16 protein-coding genes and 1 pseudogene are annotated in these 17,511 nt (G+C 53.3%); 5 read left to right on the forward strand and 12 right to left on the reverse strand.

Annotated features, from left to right (window positions below; genetic code table 11):
• Positions 1-39 precede the first annotated feature (39 nt).
• The 4 genes from EZJ44_RS01570 to cysS all read right to left on the reverse strand — a co-directional run bounded on the left by EZJ44_RS01570 (position 40) and on the right by cysS (position 4,433).
• Complete coding sequence (locus EZJ44_RS01570) at positions 40-579, reverse strand: ASCH domain-containing protein (protein WP_165496067.1); 540 nt, start codon at positions 577-579, stop codon at positions 40-42.
• On the reverse strand, positions 572-1,921 hold the full coding sequence (locus tag EZJ44_RS08670) for a hypothetical protein (protein WP_165496068.1): 1,350 nt from the start codon (positions 1,919-1,921) through the stop codon (positions 572-574). The genes EZJ44_RS01570 and EZJ44_RS08670 overlap by 8 nt, the downstream gene beginning before the upstream one ends.
• Positions 1,922-2,036: 115 nt before the next feature.
• On the reverse strand, positions 2,037-3,002 hold the full coding sequence (gene rlmB, locus EZJ44_RS01575) for a 23S rRNA (guanosine(2251)-2'-O)-methyltransferase RlmB (RefSeq protein ID WP_131279435.1): 966 nt from the start codon (positions 3,000-3,002) through the stop codon (positions 2,037-2,039).
• Between the two features lie 3 nt (positions 3,003-3,005).
• Positions 3,006-4,433, reverse strand: coding sequence for a cysteine--tRNA ligase (gene cysS, locus EZJ44_RS01580; protein WP_131279437.1), 1,428 nt, complete (start codon positions 4,431-4,433; stop codon positions 3,006-3,008).
• A 220-nt stretch (positions 4,434-4,653) separates the two neighbouring features.
• Here cysS and EZJ44_RS01585 point away from each other — a divergent pair, with 220 nt between their 5' ends.
• Positions 4,654-6,099, forward strand: coding sequence for an MFS transporter (locus EZJ44_RS01585; protein WP_131279439.1), 1,446 nt, complete (start codon positions 4,654-4,656; stop codon positions 6,097-6,099).
• 24 nt (positions 6,100-6,123) lie between these two features.
• Here the strand turns inward: EZJ44_RS01585 and ispF are convergent, their stop codons facing one another.
• The 5 genes and pseudogenes from ispF to EZJ44_RS01610 form a co-directional block, all read right to left on the reverse strand.
• A complete protein-coding gene (gene ispF / locus EZJ44_RS01590; RefSeq protein WP_131279591.1) occupies positions 6,124-6,594 on the reverse strand; it encodes a 2-C-methyl-D-erythritol 2,4-cyclodiphosphate synthase in 471 nt (156 codons plus the stop codon).
• Between the two features lie 23 nt (positions 6,595-6,617).
• Positions 6,618-7,328, reverse strand: coding sequence for a 2-C-methyl-D-erythritol 4-phosphate cytidylyltransferase (gene ispD / locus EZJ44_RS01595; protein WP_131279441.1), 711 nt, complete (start codon positions 7,326-7,328; stop codon positions 6,618-6,620).
• A gap of 129 nt (positions 7,329-7,457) precedes the next feature.
• Positions 7,458-7,946: pseudogene (locus EZJ44_RS01600) on the reverse strand (CarD family transcriptional regulator); the annotation flags it as partial.
• 81 nt (positions 7,947-8,027) lie between these two features.
• Positions 8,028-8,726 carry a response regulator transcription factor gene (locus tag EZJ44_RS01605; protein ID WP_131279445.1) on the reverse strand — a complete coding sequence of 233 codons (699 nt, stop codon included), beginning with the start codon at positions 8,724-8,726 and terminating at the stop codon, positions 8,028-8,030.
• Positions 8,727-8,796: 70 nt separating this feature from the next.
• Entirely contained in the window at positions 8,797-9,969 is a 1,173-nt protein-coding gene (locus EZJ44_RS01610; protein ID WP_131279446.1) for a sensor histidine kinase, read from the reverse strand.
• Positions 9,970-10,149: 180 nt separating this feature from the next.
• On the opposite strand from EZJ44_RS01610, the gene phoU reads away from it, so the two are divergent.
• Positions 10,150-10,833, forward strand: a complete 684-nt coding sequence (gene phoU / locus EZJ44_RS01615; protein WP_131279448.1) for a phosphate signaling complex protein PhoU — start codon at positions 10,150-10,152, stop codon at positions 10,831-10,833.
• Between the two features lie 206 nt (positions 10,834-11,039).
• Here phoU and EZJ44_RS01620 read toward each other — a convergent pair whose 3' ends face one another.
• The gene (locus EZJ44_RS01620; RefSeq protein WP_131279450.1) at positions 11,040-11,780 is read right to left on the reverse strand and encodes a phosphoglyceromutase; all 741 of its coding nucleotides are present in this window, start codon (positions 11,778-11,780) and stop codon (positions 11,040-11,042) included.
• A gap of 114 nt (positions 11,781-11,894) precedes the next feature.
• On the opposite strand from EZJ44_RS01620, the gene EZJ44_RS01625 reads away from it, so the two are divergent.
• Entirely contained in the window at positions 11,895-12,689 is a 795-nt protein-coding gene (locus EZJ44_RS01625; protein WP_131279452.1) for a sulfite exporter TauE/SafE family protein, read from the forward strand.
• Between the two features lie 48 nt (positions 12,690-12,737).
• On the opposite strand, the gene EZJ44_RS01630 is transcribed toward EZJ44_RS01625, so the two are convergent.
• Positions 12,738-14,213 (reverse strand): amino acid permease, encoded by a 1,476-nt coding sequence (locus tag EZJ44_RS01630; RefSeq protein ID WP_191088395.1) that lies wholly within the window; start codon positions 14,211-14,213, stop codon positions 12,738-12,740.
• Positions 14,214-14,445: 232 nt separating this feature from the next.
• Between EZJ44_RS01630 and EZJ44_RS01635 the strand changes: the two genes are divergently transcribed.
• Positions 14,446-15,699, forward strand: coding sequence for an alpha/beta hydrolase (locus tag EZJ44_RS01635; RefSeq protein ID WP_131279456.1), 1,254 nt, complete (start codon positions 14,446-14,448; stop codon positions 15,697-15,699).
• 62 nt (positions 15,700-15,761) lie between these two features.
• A complete protein-coding gene (locus tag EZJ44_RS01640) occupies positions 15,762-16,622 on the forward strand; it encodes a glutaminyl-peptide cyclotransferase (protein WP_131279458.1) in 861 nt (286 codons plus the stop codon).
• 500 nt (positions 16,623-17,122) lie between these two features.
• On the opposite strand, the gene EZJ44_RS08675 is transcribed toward EZJ44_RS01640, so the two are convergent.
• Positions 17,123-17,287, reverse strand: a complete 165-nt coding sequence (locus EZJ44_RS08675) for a hypothetical protein (protein ID WP_165496069.1) — start codon at positions 17,285-17,287, stop codon at positions 17,123-17,125.
• Positions 17,288-17,511 lie beyond the last annotated feature (224 nt).

Here is a 17,511-nt window from a genome sequence, read left to right on the forward strand (position 1 = left end):
GAGTCCGTAACCACTAAAGCCCGAATTACCAGCGTTAATTCAGCGTTCAAACACGTATAGCGTTTCGAAAAATTCCGTAATCACCTCAGCGCGCTCATCAAATTCGCCGCCAAGGTCGGAAATCTCACGTTCAAAGAAATCGCGATGCGCACGAACCCAATCTGCGTAGCTACCTTCGCCCTCCGCTTGGGCAACATGCTCATCAACATCGGCAAATGGCACGATCTCAATCGCAGTATTGCACAACAAAGCGCGTGGAACGCCGTCGCCATCACATAAAATGCTCAAATCGCCCACGGTGGGAATCGGTACACCCGCCTTTGCATACGAAGGTAGGTACGACGACGTAGCACGCTTCTTGCCTTGCGTCACCAGCTCACACAAACGGTTCGCCTGCTCACGATCCATACCGAATGCGAACGACGACGGTCGCAACGATGTCAAATCGTCCTGCGAGCTAAAACTCTCCGCCAAATTTAACTTCGCCGCATTGATGGCATGAATCCAAAAAGCTTCCAAATCAGCAGATCGCGGCTCGATAATCTTCTGTGATCCAAGCGTATCGTGTGGCTCAACCATGCTGCTCACCGTCTGTATCTGCCGAATGTTTATCTTCAACGCCCGTACCGTGCCAAGAGTGCAACTCTGTATCGGTTTGCTGGAAAATTGTTTGCACCCAGTGAGTGGCGAGCACTCGAGACATCGCATTAACCATCAGAGCAGCACCAATGCCGATCTTGAGCTTCGAATGCTTCGTTTTCTCGCCACCGCGCAAGCCTTGAGACAGCACAATTCCGCCGATACCCGCTTGGATCGCCCCCACAAGTGACACAATCCACGGCCGGTTCAAATACACCGCACGATACGCCCTCGCAACATCGGGATCTGCCAAACCTTCTCCGGCGATCTCCCACGCCAAAGCCTCCGAAAAAACCTCAGACTTACTCTGCTGAGCTTTGAAGATACGTGCACGAGGAATGTCCGTCAATGCACCGTGACCGCGCAATACATCCATAACTTCAGAGGGCAGACCCAATGCGCGCACAAGATTCTGTGCACCCTCCGCAGCCGGAACCAGCAAAGCTTGGCGCACATCAGCAAAAGTCACGTCCACAATATCAGCCACAGCTCGACGTGCCACCGCACCGGCACCAAGCTCATCATCAACGAAAGCCGTGGCGACGGCGTCGCTCGTTATCCACGGGAATATCGGCTGTTCACCGGACCAATCCCACGTAAGACTCGTATTATTCCGACGCACCACCAGCAAAGGACGCTGCCCGTGTGCGCTACCAGCCGACAACGCAACCACAAAGTCCGGGCGCGGGAAGATTTTTCGCGTGAGATCAAGCGACTGCTCAGACACTACCAAGCGCACATCACCCAATTTCACAACAGCCAAATCGGTGTTTTCAGCATTCGCCATCGCCGGCATTTCCGACATTGCCAAATCTGCCAGCAACAACATCGGTGCTGCCTCAAAGTCAGGCAAATCATCGCCAATAATGCCATCAGCGGAATCATCTACACTCGCAGCATCAGGGAATGTGCGCGGCAAAACTGGATCTTCACCTGCAGCCGCAGCCAAATCGGCGTCGTCAATATCTACCGCACCCAAGTCAATCGGTCCATAGACCACGTTATCGTCGATTTCCACCGCGATTTTGCGCAAACGTTGCGCCATTTCTTGGATCAAGTCATTCACCGAGTAGCCGAGAAACACCTGGCCTTCGTCGTCCAGAGTCGCCACACGACGACGCCGCCCACCTACCGCGAGCTCGAAATCGAAACCGCCGTCGCCGTCGTCTGCACCTCGCCCGAGGATACGATACTCAGCAAAAAAATCGAGAATATCGTTTGTGCTAGTCAAACGCGAATCGAGCCGTTCAATACGGCCACGGACTGGTCGCCAAGATACCATGAGGAACGCCTTTCTGTTTCCTCTAGCTTAACTCAGAACGCCGCGCGGAGGGAGAAGAATTTTCGCTCAGCGTGAGCGATAAATTTCTCGCCACAAAGTAGCAGCAAGCCTTAGCTCACTGCTCGCGCAGTTGATCAACCTGATACAGTGCAATTCCGGTAGCTACTGCAGCGTTGAGCGATTCCATATCGGAAGCGATTGGAATGGAAGCCACAGCGTCGCAGGTCTCGCGCACGAGACGCGAAAGTCCCTTGCCTTCCGATCCCGTTACCAGCACCAAGGGAACATCTGCAAGGCTCAACGAGGAAACCGACTGATCGCCGTCGCCAGCCAAGCCCACCACAAAGTAGCCATTGGCCTTGAGCTGCTCGAGCGCACGCACCAAATTCTTTTCCCGCGCAATAGGAACCCGTGCCACTGCACCTGCGGAAACTTTCCACACCGTCACATTTACCGAAGCAGAACGGCGCTCAGGAATAAGCACACCATCGGCGCGGAAAGCTGATGCAGAACGCAAAACCGCACCTAAATTGTGTGGGTCAGTTACCGAATCGAGAGCAACAATGAGTCCGGGGCGGGCCGAATCGTAGGATGCCTCTACCAGCTCATCTAGCTCTGCATATTCATACGGCGGAACTTCCAAAGCCACACCTTGATGAACAGCACCATCGGTCATGCGATCCAGCTCAGAGCGCGTCACTTCGAGCAACGGTGCACCGGCACGCGTAGCTGCCCGCATAATTTCGGCAACTCGATCGTCATTGGCCAAAGCACCAACCACAAAAACGCGCGTGAATGGAATACCTGAGGAAACAGCTTCCACCACGGGATTGCGTCCCGCGATCAGTTCATGCCCAGCTGGCAAGCGCAAAATACCGCGCAGTTTCGGGCCAGCGGCTTTGGCCGCAGCAGCTTCAGCGGCCTTCTTGCGTTTATAGGCCGGATGATAGGTGCGATCCTCTGCTTTTGGCGTAGGGCCTTTACCCTCAAGAGCAGCACGACGTTGCCCACCTGAACCAACTTTCGTACCTTTTTTTGCACCTTTACGAATCGCACCAGGGCGTCCAAAATGATTAGCCATATATTACTCGCTCATCTTCCATCGAGCGCCATCGCTGGAATCTTCCACCACAATGCCTGCATTGGTCAAAGCATCACGGAGGGCATCAGCGGTAGCCCAGTCTTTATTCTCACGAGCCGTGGCTCGATCTTTCAAAATTCCTTGCACCAAAGAATCCAAAGCCGAATGCAGCTTTCCTTCTTGTGAATCGCCACCACGCCACGGAGCAGCAAAAGGATCTAATCCCAGCACATCCAACATTGAGCGCACCAATAGTTGTGCTCGACGCACTGCCTCATGATCCTTCGCAGCAAGTGCAGCATTTCCCTGTTTCACATGCTCATGAATCACCGCGAGCGCCGCTGAAACGTTGAGATCGTCGTCCATCGCCCACACAAAATCTTGTGGCAAATCCGCGATTCCTACCTGCGCGATCTCCTCAGCAGCAATCTCGCCAATGGCATCAACAGCGCGCGAGACGAATCCCGAGAGCCGCTCCCACACAGCATTAGCTTCCTCGAGCGTGCGATCCGAATAGGCCACTGTAGAGCGATAATGCACTGTACCGAGCGCAAGACGCACGAGCACAGCCGGATGATCTTTGAGGATGTTTTCGACGGTGAGTGAGTTCCCAAGCGATTTGCTCATCTTTTCGCCGTCGATCGTCACCCAAGCATTGTGCATCCAGTAACGGGCAAAGCCGTAACCAGCGGCATGAGATTGCGCCTGTTCATTCTCGTGGTGCGGGAAACGCAGATCAATTCCGCCGCCGTGAATATCAAAGCTCTCACCCAAGTACTTTCCAGACATCGCCGAGCACTCCAAGTGCCAACCTGGCCGTCCACGCCCCCACGGCGTCACCCACGAAGCGGTGAGCGGCTCATGAGGTTTCGCTGCTTTCCACAGCGCGAAGTCGTGCGGAGAGCGTTTATCTGGTTCAGAGTCGTTTTCGTCGGCATGCAAGTCCGCGAACGATTGGCGCGTCAGCGAGCCGTAGTCTGGCAAGGAGGCGACGTCGAAATACACGTTTCCTTCATCACCCACGTAAGCATGACCACAGTCGATAATGCGCTGGATCAGCTCGATCATTTCTGGCACATGTGCTGTAGCGCGCGGCTCGTAGCTGGGACGCAACACGCCAAGCGCGTCATAAGCTGCCGTAAATTCGTTTTCGAATCGGTAAGCCCAAGCCCACCACGGCCAGCCAGCTTCGGCAGATTTGTTGAGGATTTTGTCGTCAATATCAGTGACATTGCGAATCAGCGTGACCTCATACCCACTGCGGCGCAACCAGCGAACAAGCACGTCAAAGGCAAGTGCTGAGCGAATATGACCAATGTGCGGAGAGCCTTGCACAGTGGCGCCACACAAATAAATTCCAACCTTGCCGGGCTGGATTGGTTCAAAATCGCGTGTGGAGCGCGTCGCAGAGTCATGGATTCTTAGAGTCACATAACTAGCCTACCTTGCCACGCTAAATTCGTGCCAAAATACTGCACACTTTGGCTATTTTGCGGTTATCGTCATGCTATTTGGCACGATCTTGCACGCAGCGACAACGCGAGCTTGCACCCGTAAAAATGCGAATTTTCACGCCCGCAAGCAAAACAATTTACTGGTTGTTTATGCGTGGTTTTACAATTTGTTGAAATTTCGAAGTATTTTGGTAAGTATGACTGAACAAAATTCAGCACAAGCTGTGCTGCCTCCAGACGCTGCCATCGCAAGCCTTGTTTCTGATTCCATTAACGACGACGGCGTTACCAGCAAGTCTCCCAGCCTCAACGGCGATCTTTCCACCAGTAGCGACAAGGTTTTCACCAAAGCCGTGCTGGCATGGGGCTCGTGGGACTGGGCATCGGCAGCATTCAACGCAGTGGTAACTACCTTTGTGTTTTCCGTGTACCTCACGAACGCCAAGCTTTTCGGATCTTCTGCAAATACCCTGCTTGGTTACGCTCTCTCCATTGCTGGAATTATCATCGCCATCGTGGCACCCGCTCTCGGTCAGAGTGTTGATCGAAGCGGAAAATCCGCAACGGTACTGCGTATCGCAACGCTGAGCGTCGTCGTCATCATCGCAGGACTCTTCTTTGTATCGCCGAACGAAAACCGCCTCTGGCTCGGTCTGTTCTTGCTCGCTGCCGGAAATATCGCTTTTGAAACTGGCTCGGTTATTTATAACGCCATGATCTCGGACATCTCCACACCAAAGACTGTTGGGCGCATTTCGGGATTCGGCTGGGGTCTGGGCTATGTGGGCGGAATTGTTCTGCTCTTGACGCTGTTCGTCGGATTCATCAGCCCCGAGGTCGGCTGGTTCGGAGTCACCAAAGACAACGGCCTCAACATCCGTGTTGCCATGCTGATCGCCGCGGCATGGGCGCTGATTTTCTCGGCTCCCCTGCTCATCACTGCCAAAGACAAACCACGCCGCGAAGGAACGTCGAGCGCTGGAATTATCGACGCATACAAGCAGCTCTTCGCCTCAATTCGCCATCTGTGGGACGTGGATCGTTCCGTGGTGTGGTTCCTCATTTCCTCCGCAATTTATCGCGACGGCCTTGCCGGAGTATTCACCTTCGGCGCGATTTTGGCCTCTACCGCTTTCGGTTTCAGCGGTGGCGAAGTCATTATCTTCGGCGTGATTTCGAACGTTGTGGCAGGTATCGCCACCATTGGCTTCGGCTTCCTCGACGACAAGCTCGGCTCGCGCGCCGTCGTCATTATGTCAGTTGCCTCCATGACGGTATTTTCGCTCATCGTTTTCCTGTTCCACGACGGCGTAGGATCGCTTGACGCAAAAGGCGTATTTTGGGTGTTTGGCGTGGGATTGTGCGTTTTTGTGGGCCCAACACAGTCTGCCTCACGCACATATTTGGCACGAATCGCTCCTAAGGGCGAGGAAGGCGAGCTGTTTGGTCTCTATGCGACGACGGGGCGCGCTGTTTCGTTCCTCGCGCCGTTCATGTATTCGACGGCGATCAGTATCGGCGCAGCTCTTACTGGCCTTTCCCTAGATGCCGCAGCTTATTTCGGAATCCTCGGAATTGCGTTCGTGCTGTTCATTGGTCTGCTCACTTTCATTCCAGTAAAAGCGCAGATCAAGGACTACTAAGCAAGACGAACGGGAAACTAAAGGCTAAGCGCGATAAACGAGCGCCGTGGCGATAGCCGCTAGTCCCTCGTTGCGGCCAGTAAATCCAAGGTGGTCGGTGGTTGTTGCAGAAATGGCCACCGGCGCACCGAGGATCATGCTCATCGTCTCTTCCGCTTCTACCTTTCTCGGTAAAAATCGTGGACGTTGCCCAATAATTTGCACAGATACGTTCGCAATTTCCCAACCTTCGCCGCGCACTTGCCGCGCTGATTCAGCGAGCAACTGCGCACCGGTAGCTCCTGCCCACTGGGGTTGGTCGGTGCCAAACACTGTGCCCAAATCACCCACACCAGAGGCAATCAAAATTGCATCACAAGCTGCGTGAGCTGCTACATCGGCGTCGGAGTGCCCTTCAAGCCCACGTACGCCCGGCCACTCCAAACACGCGAGCATCATCGGACGCCCAGGCTGCTTCGAAAATGCGTGAACATCCATTCCGGTGCCCACGCGCATATTTCGTGGATTCACGAGATCTTTCACCTCGTACTTTCATGGCAATTTACCGTGCGTTGGCTAACTATAAGCTCAGCAACCGCAAGGTCAAAGGGTGTGGTAACTTTCATCGACTCAGCATCGCCTTGCACGCAAAACACTGGCTCTCCGAGTAGCTCAACCAAAGCGGCATCATCCGGCGCGGCACTCTGTTCACTTTCGGACATCCGTTTCCCCTGCTCATGTGCCCGTCGAAGCAAATCAGTATCGAAGCCTTGGGGCGTTTGCACCGCTCGGAGAATGGAACGATCCAGCGTTTCTGTCACGACGTCGTTCGCATCAGTTTTCTTGATCGTATCGGTCACCGCAAGAACCGGAATCACTGCACGATGTCCGTTTTCAAGCGCCGCAACCACTGAACGAATCACTGCCGACGGCGTGAGTGCACGAGCGGCGTCGTGAACCAAAACGACGTCAGCATCAACGACGGCGACGCCGTGCGCTACAGATTCTTGGCGGGTACGCCCGCCCACCACAAGCCGCGCACGCAAACCTGCGTTTTCTAAAGCTGTTGAAAATTCATACTCATAGCCGGCGGGGATAGTCACGATCACGTCCGAAATGCCAGCTTCGCACACGCCTCGAACTGCATGAACGATAAGAGTTTCGCCCGCGAGCTTCACCAAAGCTTTGGGAATCTGCGCGCCTAAACGTGAACCGGAGCCAGCTCCAACAATAACGGCAGCAATTTTCATTGCAGAATGTTATTTAGCAGCGTCAGTAGCGGAATCGTCAGCAGATTCAGTGCTGGATGCCGAATCGGCACTGGCTGCGCTCGGGGCGCTGGCTGGTGTAGCTACTTCATCAGCAGAATCAGCGGAGCCGGCTGAAAACTCGCCCAGGATTTCGTTGAGAAGCTCGCCCGCTTCGTCTTCAGAAATGTCACGCGCAAGCGCCACTTCGGAGCCAAGAATACCGCGAGCCTGGGAAAGCATACGCTTCTCGCCAGCCGAAAGACCACGATCATTATTTCGGCGCGAAAGGTCACGAACCACTTCGGCAACTTTATTAACATCGCCCGACGTCAATTTCTCGCCATTCGCTTTATAACGGCGTGACCAGTTCGACGGCTCTTCCACGTTCTCTTCACGAAGAACTGAGAACACACGCTCGAGCTGTTCGTCATTAGAAACATCGCGCACACCCACCTGCTCGATTGAATCGGCAGGCACCTGGATCGTCATGTCACCTTGGATAATTCGCAAGGTGAGGTACATGCGCTTCTCACCTCGGATCGTTTTTTCCGAAATGTCCTCGATGTACGCTGCGCCGTGATGGGGGTAAACGACGGTTTCACCAACTTGAAAAGTCATTGCGATCTCAATTCTTTCTGCTTTCTAACCTCTATTCTACCAAAGGTGCACGAAAGAATAATGTGAGATTTCTTGAGCACCCTACTCGCCGCTCACAAGCTTGTAACCTAGGCCACGAACCGTCACAAGAATCTTGGGCTGTGCAGGGTCTTCTTCGATCTTCGTTCTAATCCGCTTAACGTGAACATCCAAAGTTTTCGTATCGCCGATGTAGTCAATTCCCCAAATGCGGTCGAGGATCTGGCCACGCGTGAGCACGCGATCAGGGTTCTCCATAAGATATTCGAGCAACTCAAATTCGCGCAGTGGCATCGACACCAAGTCGCCACCGATCCGAACTTCGTGCGCCTCAATATTCATTTCGATGGCTCCCACGCGCAGCACGTCATTCACATCGGCCGACGTCGTTTCTCCAGTAGACGCCGTACGCCGCAGTAGCGCCCGCACGCGCGCAAGCAACTCGCGGTAGGAATAAGGTTTGGTTACGTAGTCATCCGCTCCAAGTTCGAGGCCAACAACTTTATCGATTTCCGCGTCCTTGGCGGTGAGCATGATAATCGGCACCTGCGATTCTTGGCGGATTTTTCGGCACACTTCGGTGCCTGAGAGCTTGGGCAACATGAGGTCCAACAACACGAGATCGACGTCCGCTGTAGAAAAACGCTCCAAAGCGAGCAGGCCATTCTCGGCTTGAATCACGTCATAGCCATCTCGACCGAGATTGAAAGCAAGCGTTTCTCGATACGTAGGCTCGTCTTCTACCAGAAGAATCGTCGTCATTATTGTTCCTTACTCATAATTTGCTGTTGATTTTCACTACGCAAAGCCTCAAATTCCCCTATGTCACACATCACTGCTCCGCACCGTTGGCCTGCTCACCACTGTGTGCCACCGCCACAGGCTCTTCGTATCGCGGCAAAGAAATGGTGAACGTTGAACCGCGCCCAACTTCACTCCACAAGCCGATACTGCCACCGTGATCTGCTATTACATGCTTGACGATACTCAATCCGAGTCCAGTTCCACCCGTATCGCGCGAGCGCGCTTCGTCGGCGCGATAGAAGCGCTCAAATACGCGGTCTTGGATTTCGCGCGGGATTCCTACACCTTCGTCAATCACAGCAATCTTCACTTTTCCCCCATCGGCGGATAATCCCACCGACACCGTGGACTGGGATGGAGAGTAGCGCACGGCATTATCGAGCAGGTTGCGCACCGCCGTCGTCAATAACGAATGATCGCCCACCACTTGCAAGCCTTTGGTACCGCCGCAACGCAAGGTGATTCCGTGTAACTGCGCGTCAAGTTGCATACGTTCGATAGCTTCGGCGACGACGTCGTCCACCGAAAGTACCTGCGGATTCGCAAGCGCATCGCCCTCTTGAAGACGCGAGAGCTGGATAATTTCTTGCACCAATTCACCAAGCCGCGCTGATTCTTGCTCGAGTTTATTCGCAAAGTTCTCAACTAACTCTGCCTCACCTGATACCTGTTGCAAGGTTTCAGACAAGAGCTTGATCGCGCCCACCGGCGTCTTCAATTCGTGCGAAACGTTCGCCACGAAATCGCGGCGAGTTTGGTCGAGACGCCGTTTCTCGGTTTGATCCTCAAAGAGCACGATAGCGTGTGTATCCATCACTGGGGCAACGCGCACCCAAATGCGGCGCGAGGGCGAATCTTTCGTAGTTTTGCGCATGTCGAATTCGGCGTCGCGCGCCACGCCTGTCTCCAAAACAGTGGTGACAATCGAGGCGATATTGCGCCGCAACGCACCCTCTTGAATCAACCCGAACGCCGTGGCAAGTTCCGAAGAATGACGAATTGTTAAATCAGGATTAACCACAATTACACCCTGCGGTAACGCGTCGAGCATTGACATCACGCGCTGCTCGGCAAGGTCGGTATCCTCGACGAGCTTCTTTTGGGTGCGTTTCTTCAAAATACGTGTTTCAGTAAGCCAAACTACCGCAACGGTACTCGCTCCAAGGGCAATTCCCAGAACGAAAATCAGCGCATCGTGCATAGTTTTAGCCTAGCGCTTTCCGCTTCCCGATATGGAAACGAGCGAAAAACTGGCAACCTTTTGTTTACCTAAATTATAGGTAATGTTCAAAATTATCTGGTTAGCTTATATAAAGAACATGGGTGCAGTGTGCTCACTCATGCGTATTTGTTGTATATACATAAACTCGAAGGAGCCCACGTGCGCGAACAGTTCTATCAGCAGATGAACCAACTTGCCGAGACGCTAGTCGTTGAGGCAAAAGCTGCGGCGAAGGCAATGAGCGGTGCAGCGGAAGCACTGCGCGATGCCAATCTCACCAAGGCCGAGAAAGTTATCGACGCCGATCGCAAAATCGATTTGCTCGAACGCACCGTCGATGAAATGGGCGTATCCTTGCTCGCTCGGCAAGCTCCGGTAGCATCTGACCTGCGCATCGTAGTTTCGGCACTTCGTCTCTCGGCAACCCTTGAGCGCATGGGCGATCTGGCTCGTCACGTGGCATATATTGCGCGTGGCCGCTATCCCGATGTAGCCGTTCCGGGCGATGTTCACAAACTTCTCGTGACGATGGCAGATCACGCCGCCGCAGTTGGCAAGAACGTGGCTGAGCTTGTTGAAACCCGCGATCTTTCCCTCGCAGCTCAAATTGTTGAGGAAGACGACGTGCTCGACGATCTTCATGCGAAATCCTTCCAGATCGTTTTGGACGATTCGCAAGAACTTACCCGCCAAGAAATCGTCGACATCGTGTTGCTCGGCCGCTACCTTGAGCGCTACGGCGATCATGCTGTTTCAGTGGCTCGTCGAATGAACTTTTTGGTGAAGGGACTGGGCAACGACGGCAGCGATCCGTTTGCCGAGGTAGATCTCACCGAAGTGTGAAAATCTCTGTGAGAACCTCTACAAGCATCTTTAATAGAACCTCGCAATGTAAAAGCGTGACGTTGTAGCGATTGATTTATGCAGGTGGGGGCATGATTCTTTGGAATCATGCCCCCACCTGTTGCGCAAGACCTGCTTAATTCACAGCCCCTGCTCAATCACCGTTGAGCTGTACGGTTTTAGCTGTGCCATTTTCTTGGCGACGCTCACTTGCCCTGGTTGGCCACAGCCTCAATAGCTGCCTTTGCCGCTTCAGGATCAAGGTAGGTGCCACCCTTCACTACTGGCTTGAGAGTATCCTCATCAAGTTCGTAGTAGAGCGGAATGCCGGTTGGAATATTCAAACCAGCGATTTCATCGTCGGAAATACCGTCGAGGTGCTTCACAATTGCACGCAACGAGTTGCCGTGCGCCGCAATCATAACCGTCTTGCCAGTCTTGAGATCAGGAACGATCTGCTCTTCCCAGTAAGGGAGCATGCGCTCAAGCACGTCCTTCAAGCATTCGGTAGCTGGAATAGGTTCACCCGCATAGCGTGGATCCGTATCCTGCGAGAACTCTGAGCCAAGCTCAATTGCTGGTGGTGGCACGTCGTACGAACGACGCCATTCCATGAAGAGCTCCTCGCCGTATTCGTCGCGGATTTCCTTCTTGTTCTTGCCCTGGAGCGCACCGTAGTGACGCTCGTTCAAACGCCAATTGCGCTTGACTGGGATCCAGTGGCGATCAGCGGCATCAAGTGCGAGATTCGCAGTCATGATTGCACGACGCAGCATCGAGGTGTGCAATACATCTGGCAGCACCTCTGCATCAATGAGTAGCTGGCCTGCGCGGCGAGCTTCCTGCGTGCCCTTTTCCGACAACGGAACGTCTACCCAGCCAGTGAACAGGTTCTTCGCGTTCCATTCACTCTCGCCGTGGCGTACAAGTACCAGTTTGTAAGTCATATTAAACTTCCTAGTATTGAAGTGGTTTGTTTATGCGCTATGCGCACCAGAACCATTCTATCGAATTTTGCCCTCGACCATACAGGACTATCAACCAAGGTATAACGTGCAAATATGGAGTTATTGATCGCGAGTCTAGTTGGAATCTTCGTGGGCACTGTTGTGGGAGCTCTGGGAGCCGGCGGCGGAATTTTGGCGATTCCGTTTTTGGTATTCGCGTTGAAACAAAATCCGCACGACGCCGCAGCTGCCTCGCTCTTTATCGTAGGGTTCAGTTCGCTCGTTTCCCTATTTTTACGACGCCGGCAAGTGCAGTGGCAGCAAGGTTTCCTTTTCGCTGTGCTCAGCATCGTAGGCGCCGTCGCTGGTGCGCGGCTTAATGTGTTGGTGCAACCACAGTATTTGCTCTATTCCTTCTGCGTATTGCTTGTTGTGATCGCTTTTGCCATGCTCAGCAAGGCTCGGCGGGAGCAAGCTGCGAACGGCACGAAGGTGACGACGACCGACGCGCACGCAGCAACGCAAGCACACCGGCGTCGTCCCCTGTGGTTTCTCGCTCTTTGCGCGACCGCAACTGGGCTACTAACGGGATTTTTCGGTATCGGCGGCGGGATCGTGATAGTGCCTATTTTGGTGTTCGCCTTGGGATTCACGATGCCGCTGGCAACTGCAACGTCTTTGCTGGTGATGGTCATAACTGCCGCAGTTGGCCTGCTGGCGCGCCTTGGAACTGGCATTCATATTGATGCGGGGATCGTGCTGTTTTTTACGGCTGGCTCAATGCTTGGCAGCGCCGTGGGCAGCAAAATCACCCGCAAAGCTCGCAATTCCACTCTCACCTTGGCATTTGCAATTTTGCTATTGGGCGTAGCTGGGGCAACCGTAACACTAACGGCTCTCGGATACTGATCCGAGAGCCGTCAGTACTGTTGTTATTATTCGTTCACGCCTGGGATGTTACTCATCCACACCTGGAGCAGTGCGCGAGAGGTTAGCTTCGAGCAAATTGACCTTCTTCGACTTGGTCACGAGTTTGTGCCCACCCCACAGCGCCAAGAACAGCGGCAAACCAATATATGACGAAAGCAGCGCTTTCATGTCGGCATTGGTCAAAATCGCCTCGTAGTTCTGACCCAGAATCACGATCGCACACATCACCATTGCCACAATTGGGCCGAGCGGGAAAAGCGCAGCTTTGTACGGAAGATCCTTCACGTCATTGCCCTGTTTCACGTAGGCGCGGCGGAAATTGAAATGCGACCACGCGATAGCCATCCAGGTAATGAAGCCAGCGAGTCCCGAAGCGTTCACGAGCCACACGTAGGCCTCGCCGTCGCCAATCAGAGAGGTGAGGAAGCACAAGGCGCCGATGATCGTGGTGGCGATAAGAGCGTTCATCGGGATGTCGTGCTTGTTGAGCTTGCCAAACATCTTCGGAGCCTTGCCACTGCGAGCGAGCGCCCACAACATACGCGTCGAGGCGTACATGCCAGAGTTGCCTGCTGAAAGGATCGAGGTGAGGATGACGGCGTTCATCACGGCCGCTGCTGCCAATACGCCCGCGTTGTCGAAAATCAAGGTGAATGGTGATACCGAGATTTGATCGAGTTCAGAGGCAAGGAGGCGTTCGTCGGTGTAAGGGAGCAGGAAGCCGATGACGGCGATTGCGCCGATGTAGAAGAGCAGGATGCGGAAGAATACGCCGCGGATTGCTTTTGGAATGGTCTTTTCTGGCTGCTCGGCCTCACCTGCGGCAACACCGATCAACTCAGTACCTTGGAAAGAGAAACCAGCGATCATGAAGATGTTGAGCACGCCGAGTGCGCCGCCTACGAATGGCGCTTCGCCCACTGTCCAGTTCTCGAAACCTGGGGATTTGCCGCCGAGGATTCCCATAATCATGAGAATACCGATGCCGAGGAAGATGATTACGGTAACCACCTTGATCGAAGCGAACCAGAACTCTGATTCACCGAACGAGGAGACTGTGAGTGCGTTGATCAGGAATAGGATCGCGAGGAATACCGCGGACCAAATCCACGCCGGAACGTCCGGTAGCCAATATTTCATCACAATTGAGGCCGCAACAAGTTCCGCAGCCACCGTGATTGCCCAGTTAAACCAGTAATTCCAACCGGTCGCAAAACCGAACGACGGCGAAACGAAGCGAGTTGAATACTCCTCAAAAGCGCCGGCTACTGGGAGATAGGTAGACATCTCGCCCAGCGATTGCATGAGCAGGAATACCATGAAGCCTATGAGGATGTAGGCGAGCAAGGCACCGCCCGGACCTGCCTTTACGATCGATCCACCCGAGGCGAGGAACAGGCCTGTTCCAATGGCGCCGCCGATGGCGATCATATTAAGGTGACGGGCGCGTAGGCCACGGCGAAGATTTTCCGCCGGCACTTGCGCATCAGGGGTGCTGTTCATAGCAGATCCTTGTCTCAAGAATTCATTTGATTGCATATTTTACAGTTCAGACTGTACAACTTTCGCGCAGCAAATCCATATATTTCCGTTGTGGCATTGGGAACACTGGCGTTAGAGCTGCGAAAGTGTGATTATATTTTTACAGCGTACCACATAGATATACAGCACCATAGTTGAAAAATCAGACTACAGGACTACAAGAGTGTAGAAAATATTGAAATATGATTATTTCATGCGCTTCTTTGAACTTGTCGATAACTCCACTCTGGCAGCGTCGATCATCCTTTTTATTGCAGCACTGCTGTGGACGACAATCGGTTTACCGACGGTTTGGAAGAAATACCTAAAGGTAAAGGAAGAAGTAAACAACGAGCGAGGTCATGACATTGTTTCATTACTGCGTTGGATCGGCGTAAAGTTCGTGCCCCACCTGCTCAGCGTGCTCCTGTGCTGTGTGCTCGCAGTGTGGTCGGCATTCGTGGGCTTCAACCGCTCAACGTTGTGGTACGCCACCTGGGATGACCTCTTCGGGCAACTAGATCAACAAGTACAAGTTCAAGATATTGGTGGCGACGCCGCCAGAAACGGCAAGACCGCTGCCAAAGGTGAGGGATCGGCGTCGTCCGAAAAAAGCGAAAAAACAAAACCTGCCAAGCCTAAGTTCACCGATTTGCAGCGCAACCCGCTCAACAACCCTGCACTGGCAGGAATCCAGGATGCCACCCAAGGTCAATGGATCAAAGTGAATATCGACGGGCAAGGCCAAGGCGGCGATGGCACGACGTATATCCACCTACCCGCCTCGTACACCGCCTCGCCCGAGCGTGCATACCCCGTAATCGTGGCCTTCCAGGGCGTGCCTGGCTCCCCTGCCGGATTCACCGAAATCATGCACACCGCTGAAAAATATCAGCAGGTAGTGGACAAAGGCGAGATGAGCGAGGCAATCATCGTGGCACCTACTGTGTTCCCACGCAATTTGGATACGGAGTGCCGTGACGTGCCAGGCGCGTCTATTGAAACGTGGGTGACGACGACGATGCGCACGTGGGTGCAGACCAATTTGCGCACCCAAGATTCGCGCGATTCATGGGTGACAGACGGCTATTCCGCAGGTGGATGGTGTGCCGCGATGTTTGCCATGAAACATAACGATATGTTTGGGGGCGGAATTGTGCGCTCTGGATATTTTGCTCCGCAATATACTAAAGGCGTGGTTTGGGACGATCCAAATAATCCGGCGTACGTACTGAGCGAGGTTGCGAAAGGCGGGCCAGACAGCAAGCTCTTCGTGGTAGTCGGCAAGAAAGACGGCGACAAGCGCGCAAGTTACGATACGTTCAAGCAATCCGTTAAGGCGCCGACGACGGTAACCGAGTTTGAGGTGGGCGGCAGCTCGCACCGTTGGGACGTGTGGGTGGATAGCCAGCCGCCGTCGTACACATGGTTGGGAAAGACGTTGGCAGGTTTCGCGCCAAAGAAGTGATTCTTGCTGTTAAATGTTCTCGTAGGTAAAACTTCTTTCTAGGAGAACAAGGAGTCACATCGATGCTGCACCGCAAGCTCACCGCCGTCGCCACGCTCGCTGCGATTGTTGCGCTCGTTGTGGTCCCAGCCTTGGTTTTGACCGCGTGCTCAGGCGCATCAAACTCCGAGACGCAGCAATCCGCATCCGGGCAGGTAGCGCAACTCGGCGTCCAGATCGTCGGGACCATGCCGCACGACCCACAAAGCTTCACCGAGGGGCTAGAAATCGTTGCACCCGGGGTGATGGCTGAATCTTCGGGATTGTCGGGGAAGTCTTTCGTGCAGCTCGTTGAGGTAGGGAGTGGCAAGGTACTGAAAAAGGCCGCTTACCCTGATGGTGAGTTCGGAGAAGGGCTTACTAAAGTTGACGACAAGCTCGTGACGCTGACCTGGAAAGATGGACGTTTCTATCGTTGGGACGCCACTACGCTCACCCCAAGTGCGCCGCAACGCTTGCAGACGAAGGAAGGTTGGGGCGCGTGTTACGACGAAGCCACTGACACCGTATGGACCTCCGACGGTACCAGCACCCTCACTGGGCGCGATCCCAAGACCATGAAGGCGCATAAGACGGTGAAAGTCACCAAGAATGGTGTGCCGCTGGAGAAACTCAACGAGTTAGAGTGCGTTTCCGGTATGGTGTGGGCCAATGTTTGGCAGACGTCGCAGCTAGTTGTGATTGATCCGCAGACGGGTAACGTGCGCGCCATTGCCGATTTGAATTTCGTTAGCGCGCGGGCAAGGATCGACGCCGATGGGCGAGCGTTCACCGACGACGACGTGCTGAACGGCACCGCTTGGGACGCCAAGACTTCGACGATGTGGGTGACGGGCAAGCGCTGGGATAAGATCTACCAGCTCAAGATTGATAAGGTTATGTAGGCAGGGCAGGGTTGCTGGGACTTGAGAGGCGACTAGGATATGAGTGGATATTGGGAAGGTGAGCAGTAGCCGAAAAGGCAACGCGGCTTGTTGGCGCAGAGTGCTGTAGCTGGTGTTTGGATCGTCAATGAACTCGCTAAGCCCCCATACTTCTTTGATTTGATATGTGCATAATTCGCCACATATAGACATGTCCAGTTCTCTACTGTGAGGAAAGCTCCCGCTTAATCGCCATCTGCTTTAAAAAATATAAAAGTGTGATATTTAGCCAAAAAAACATAGAGTGAATCACTCGTATTGTTTAAATTGTCAGCGAAATACTATTTGCATTGGTTTGACGAAAGTTTTCCACAACCTAAACAACCCAAGAAACTTTGCAAAGGCATATCATGACACTAAATCAAGAACCATAGAAGAGAGGAATTCCAGATGACTTACATATACAAGGACGAAAGATCACTGAACGAAACTGGATCCGACAGGTATATTCCAGTAAGTTTTCAAAGATCAATTTCAGTTGAAAGAATTTCTAGTTCAGAATTCAAAATCATCAATTCAAGTCCAGTATCTTTCAACGTCGAGAAGATCGAGAATAGAACAGAATTTGGATCTATCTCGTTAAATGACGGAGTCACACTACCAGGTGACGGAGAGCTTATTTTCACTTGCACTCCTCTGGGGAATAATTCCTTACCCAAGTACCTGAAGGTCACTCTTGTTAACGATAGATACACAAAAAAGGTAACACTTCCATAGTAGTTTCTAGTGTGAGGATTTTCTGAAATGCCTCGTATACTCTAGAGATAGGCTGCATAACAGCCATAGGGTGGGGTTTCGGCATCAGAAAGATGCCGAAACCCCACCCCGGCCAATTAACTCACAGCAAGTT

The organism is Arcanobacterium bovis (assembly GCF_004331995.1).
Taxonomy (GTDB): domain Bacteria; phylum Actinomycetota; class Actinomycetes; order Actinomycetales; family Actinomycetaceae; genus Arcanobacterium_A; species Arcanobacterium_A bovis.